At 76.4% G+C, this 4,764-nt stretch carries 5 protein-coding genes and 1 pseudogene; 5 read left to right on the top strand and 1 reads right to left on the bottom strand.

Going from position 1 to position 4,764, the window contains the following annotated elements:
- Positions 1 to 55: 55 nt before the first annotated feature.
- Genes ACFXGA_RS39200 through ACFXGA_RS39180 form a run of 5 tightly spaced genes read left to right on the top strand, consistent with a single transcriptional unit; the run spans position 56 to position 4,228 of the window.
- A complete protein-coding gene (locus ACFXGA_RS39200; protein WP_378097958.1) occupies positions 56 to 520 on the top strand; it encodes an alpha/beta hydrolase in 465 nt (154 codons plus the stop codon).
- Between the two features lie 43 nt (positions 521 to 563).
- Complete coding sequence (locus ACFXGA_RS39195) at positions 564 to 1,361, top strand: SDR family NAD(P)-dependent oxidoreductase (protein ID WP_378097955.1); 798 nt, start codon at positions 564 to 566, stop codon at positions 1,359 to 1,361.
- Positions 1,358 to 2,590: an aminotransferase class I/II-fold pyridoxal phosphate-dependent enzyme gene (locus ACFXGA_RS39190; protein WP_378097952.1), complete on the top strand. Its 1,233-nt coding sequence runs from the start codon at positions 1,358 to 1,360 to the stop codon at positions 2,588 to 2,590. Before ACFXGA_RS39195 ends, ACFXGA_RS39190 begins: the two co-directional genes overlap by 4 nt.
- On the top strand, positions 2,587 to 3,519 hold the full coding sequence (locus ACFXGA_RS39185) for a diiron oxygenase (RefSeq protein WP_378097949.1): 933 nt from the start codon (positions 2,587 to 2,589) through the stop codon (positions 3,517 to 3,519). The genes ACFXGA_RS39190 and ACFXGA_RS39185 overlap by 4 nt, the downstream gene beginning before the upstream one ends.
- Before the next feature lie 25 nt (positions 3,520 to 3,544).
- Positions 3,545 to 4,228: a tryptophan 2,3-dioxygenase family protein gene (locus tag ACFXGA_RS39180; protein WP_378097946.1), complete on the top strand. Its 684-nt coding sequence runs from the start codon at positions 3,545 to 3,547 to the stop codon at positions 4,226 to 4,228.
- 181 nt (positions 4,229 to 4,409) lie between these two features.
- Here the strand turns inward: ACFXGA_RS39180 and ACFXGA_RS39175 are convergent.
- Positions 4,410 to 4,764, bottom strand: a pseudogene (locus tag ACFXGA_RS39175) (serine/threonine protein kinase); the annotation flags it as partial.

The following is a 4,764-nucleotide window of genomic DNA, read 5'->3' as shown; positions in this document are numbered from 1 at the left end:
CCTCTATATGGTGGTTTTGGGTGGTCTGGTTTTTGTTTAAACGACACCGGGGGGTATGGGGGGCGACGACGCCCCGGCGCTGGGCGTCGATCCGCGGCGCGTCGTGCTCGTCGGCCACTCCGTCGGCGCGCAGCTGGCGGCCATGTGCCTGGTGCCGCCGGCGCCCGTGCCCGTCGCGGGCGCGGTGCTGCTGAGCGGGCTCTACGAGCTGGAACCGCTGCTGGACACCAGCGTCGGCGCGGAGGTCGGGCTGACCGCGGCCGAGGTGGCCGAGTGCGGGCCGGCGCGGCGCCTGCACGCCGGGCTGCCGCCCCTGGTGCTGGCCAGGGGCGCGGACGAGCCGGCCGGCTTCGACGCGCAGCAACGCCTGGCCGTCGACCGCGCCACCGCGCTCGGCGTGCCCGTGACCGACCTGGTGGTGCCCGGCCGCAACCACTTCGACCTGCCGCTCGGCCTCGGCGACCCGGACGACCCGGTCGGCTCCGCCGTGCACGCGCTGGCCTTCGCGGGCGGGGCCTGAGGACCGCGGCGACCGAGCCCACCACACCGACAGGAGAACGATGATGCGGACCGTGCTGGTGACCGGCGGCTCCAGCGGGATCGGCCGGGCCGCGGTCGCCCGGTTCGCCGCCGCGGGCGACCGCGTGTGGTTCACCTACCGCAGCGGCCGCGACCGGGCCGAGCGGATCGTCGCCGAGCACACCGCGGCCGGGGCCGAGGTCGCGGCGTTCGGCTTCGAGCAGGGCGACTGGGTGTCGCACCAGCGGCTGGCGGCCGAGTTGCCGGGACCGGTCGACGTGCTGGTCAACAACGCCGCCGTCGGCTCCAAGACCGTCGAGGCCCAGGTGGACGGCGAGGCCGAGCAGGCCGCCGCGTTCTTCCGGGTCAACAGCCTCGGCCCGCTGTGGCTGGCGCAGCAGGTGCTCCCCGACATGCTCCGCCGGGGCGACGGCGTCGTGGTCAACGTCGCCAGCGTCGGCGGCGGCATCGCCACGTTCCCCGGCTTCCACGTCGCCGACGGCATGAGCAAGGCCGCCCTGACCTACCTGACGCGCCACCTGGCCGCCGAGCTGGCGCACGAGCCGGTGCGCGTCTTCGCGGTGTGCCCCGGCGCGGTCGACACCGGGATGCTGCGCGCCAGCACGCTCGACGGGCTCTCCCCGGAGGGCCGCGCCGCCCTGCTGGCCCGGCTGCCCGGCGGCCGGCTGATCCGACCCGAGGAGGTGGCCGAGCTGATCCACTGGCTGACCCTGCCCGCCGCCGCGCTGCTGCACGGGGCCGTCATCGACGCCTCGCTGGGCCTCGGCGCGCACCCCGGCCTGCTGACGGGGACGCCGGTCGAGCGGAGCGCGGTCCGATGACCTCCCGTGCCGCCGCCCGGCTCGCCGCGGGCGCCCCCGTCATCGCCACCGCGCACTTCGAGGCCGAGGCCGACCCGTTCCACCCGGTCGACAACCCGTCGGGGCACGTCAACCTCGGCACCGCCGAGAACCGGTTGCTGGAGGACGTGCTCCGGCCCTTCCTGACCGCGCCGCGACCGCCGGCCGACACCCGGTACGGCCTGCCCCACGGCGCCGCCGCGCTGCGCGCCGCCGTCGCCCGGCTGCTCGGCCGGACGTGGCGCGCCCCGGTGGACCCCGACGACCTGGTGATCACCGCGGGCGCCACGGCGGCGCTGGACATCGCGGCCACGGTCACGTGCGACCCCGGTGACGTCATCGTCGTCCCCGCGCCCTACTACTCCGCGTTCGCGGGCGACCTGACCGACCGCTCGGGAGCCCGGCTCGTCCCCGCGCCGATGAGCCCGGACACCGGTTTCGCGCTGGACCCCGGCGTCGTCGACCGCACCGTGCGCGGACTGCGCCGCGAGGGCGCGACCGTGCGCGCGGTGGCGCTCAGCTCCCCCGCCAACCCGCACGGGGCGGTGTACCCGGCCGCGGTGCTGCGCGACCTGCTGCGGGTCGCCGCCGAGCACGACCTGGACGTCATCAGCGACGAGATCCACGCGCACTGCGCGTTCGGCCCGGACCCGTTCGTGAGCGTGATGGACCCCGAGGTGCTCGGCCCGCACGCGGACCGCGTGCACGTGATCTGGGGCCTGGCCAAGGACTTCGGCCTGTCGGGCCTGAAGGTGGGCGTGCTGCGCCCGGCCCGGCCGACCCGCGACGCCGCCCGCGCGCTGGCCTACTTCGCCACGGTCTCCACCGACACCCAGGCGCTCGCGTGCGCCCTGCTGTCCGACGACGCGCGGGTGGCCGCGCTGCTGGCCGAGAACCGGCGCCGGCTGGCCGCGTCCCACGCGCACGCGGCGTCCCTGCTGGCCGCGCACGGCATCCGGCACGTGCCCGCGACGGCGGGGCTGAGCCTGTGGGCGGACCTGCGGGACCGGCTGGACGAGCCGACGTTCGCCGCCGAGGACCGGCTGTGGCGGCGGACCCGGGACGCCCGGGTCAACGTGCTGCCCGGCTCGGCGTTCGGCGCGCCCGCGCCGGGCTGGTTCCGGGTGTGCCACGCCGTGCCCGCCGACCTCGTCACCACCGGCATCGAACGCCTGGCCCGGGCCACCGCACCCTTGAGGAGCACCCCATGAACAGCCCGTTCGCGTCCTGGTACGAGACCGCCGGCGTGCGCGGCGGTCCCCGCCGCCTCTTCCACGACGAGACCGACCAGGGCAAGGTGTTCTACCCGGCCCGGCACATCCCGCACCTGGCGCACGAGGCCGTGGCCGCGCTGCCCGAGCGCGCCCGCCGCGACCTCACGATCCGCCACCTGTACCAGTTCCTGCTGTCCACGGCGCACCTGGAGACCCGGATCGTCAACCGGGCCGCCGAGCTGATCGCGAACAACCGGTCCGGTGTGGACCTGCCGGTGCAGTCGCGGCTCGACGCCTTCAAGGTGTACTGCGACGAGGGCTACCACTCGCTGTACAGCCTGGACCTGGCCGACCAGATCGCGCGGGAGACCGGCGTCGCCCTGCCGCCGTGGGACTACGGCGGTTTCGTGGACGCGCTGGAGGACGTCGGCGCGCGGCTGCTGCCCGACGCGCCCGCCGTGGTGCCGCTGCTCCAGGTCGTGGTGTTCGAGACGCTGGTGACGGCGGTGCTCAACGAGATCCCCAACGACCCCACCGTGCTGACCGTGGTGCGCGACCTGACCCGGGACCACGCCAAGGATGAGGGCCACCACCACCGGTTCTTCGCCGACTTCTTCCACCGCCTGTGGACCCAGCTCGACACCGGCCTGCGCGAACCGGTGGCGCACGCGCTGCCGGCGCTGGTCAAGGCGTGCCTGGACCTGGACGTCAAGCCGGTGTTCGGCGCGTTGCGGCTGGCGGGCCTGGACGAGGACACCGCCCGTGCCGTCGTCACCGACTCCTACGGCCCCGGCGCGGGGGACGAGCGCGCCGCGCGCATCTGCCGCGCCACCGTGCGGGTGTTCCGCTCCGCGGGCGTCTTCGACGTGCCGGGCGCGGACGAGGCGTTCGCCGCGCACGGCCTGCTCGCCCCCGGCGGCGGCTGATCCGGCGCCGAGTGGAGAGCACGTCATGACCCTGGACTACTCGGGCTACCTGCGCCTGGACGCGCTGCTGTCGCTCCAGCGGCCGAAGTCGCCCGCCGCGGAGTCGGACGCGGTCCGCTCCGCCGAGCACCTGTTCATCGTGGTGCACCAGGCCAGCGAGCTGTGGCTGGCGCAACTGCTGCTCGACCTGGACCACGCCGCGCAGGCCCTGCGGCGCGGCGACCCGGACGCCTCCGCGGAGCGCCTGACCCGGGCCGCCGCCCTGCTCGGGGTGCTGCGCGCCCAGCTGGACGTGCTCGACCACCTGCCGCCGTCCTGCTTCGCCCGCTTCCGCCCGTTCCTGGGCACGGCCAGCGGCGCGCAGTCGCGCCAGTTCGCCGAGCTGGAGCGGGTGCTGGGCCTCGGCCCCGCCGCGGGTCCCCTGGCCACCGCCCTGGCCGAAGCCCTCGCCGCCGCGGGCGTGACGCTGCCCGAGGCGTGCCGCTCCACCGGCCCGCTGCGCCGCGTGGTGGACGGCCTGTCGGCCGTGGCCCTCGGCTACCGGGACTGGCAGGCCGGGCACCTGGCCGTGGTGCGGCGGATGCTGGCCGACCTGCCGGGCACCGGCGGCACCAGCGGCGCGCGCTACCTGGCGACCCGCGTGCGGCTGCCCTTCCCCGACCTGCACGCCGCCCGCCGGGAGGCCGGGGAGACGATCCCCGCCGGCTGAGCCCGGCCGACCCGCTCGACCAACCCGCCGCGCCGACCCGCTCGACCGACCCGCCGGGCCGACGCGCTCGACCGACCCGCCGAGCCGACCGCTCAGCCCCCTGCCGAGCCGACCCCGCGGAACCGACCCGCCGGGCCGATGCACCGGAGCCGCCCCGGTGTCCCGGCCCGCGCCGGCCGCCTCACCTGTGGCAGACCGCGTCGCGCAGCCGCACGGTCCGGCTCTCGAAGACCCGGTCCCCGCCCTCGGTGGCCCGCACCAGGAAGCAGTACCCGCGATCGGGATCGACGGTCACCGTCGCCGACCTGCCGAACCCCACGGCCTCCGTCCGCCCCGGCTCCCCCTCGGCCCAGTACCGGACGGCGAAGTACAGCCGGTCGTCCGACGCGGTCCACGTGAGCGAGACCCGGTCGCCCAGGTCGATCGGCTCGTCCAGCTCGATCGTCGGCTCCGCCGCGCCCACGACCGGCGGCAGGGCGTCCGGCGGCGCGGCGCGCGGCCACAGCACGACCGCCACCAGGACGGCCGGCAGCCTG

The sequence above is a fragment of the Actinosynnema sp. NPDC059335 genome, assembly GCF_042752395.1.
Lineage (GTDB): Bacteria > Actinomycetota > Actinomycetes > Mycobacteriales > Pseudonocardiaceae > Actinosynnema.
The sequence above is the reverse complement of the archived record's forward strand: the minus strand, read 5'-3'. Positions and strand labels throughout refer to the sequence as shown.

Excerpts from the sequence above, each read along its gene's own strand:
- ACFXGA_RS39190 (WP_378097952.1), top strand. The coding sequence starts at position 1,358 with ATGACCTCCCGTGCCGCCGCCCGGCTCGCCGCGGGCGCCCCCGTCATC.
- ACFXGA_RS39200 (WP_378097958.1), top strand. The coding sequence starts at position 56 with ATGGGGGGCGACGACGCCCCGGCGCTGGGCGTCGATCCGCGGCGCGTC.
- ACFXGA_RS39185 (WP_378097949.1), top strand. The coding sequence starts at position 2,587 with ATGAACAGCCCGTTCGCGTCCTGGTACGAGACCGCCGGCGTGCGCGGC.
- ACFXGA_RS39180 (WP_378097946.1), top strand. The coding sequence starts at position 3,545 with ATGACCCTGGACTACTCGGGCTACCTGCGCCTGGACGCGCTGCTGTCG.
- ACFXGA_RS39195 (WP_378097955.1), top strand. The coding sequence starts at position 564 with ATGCGGACCGTGCTGGTGACCGGCGGCTCCAGCGGGATCGGCCGGGCC.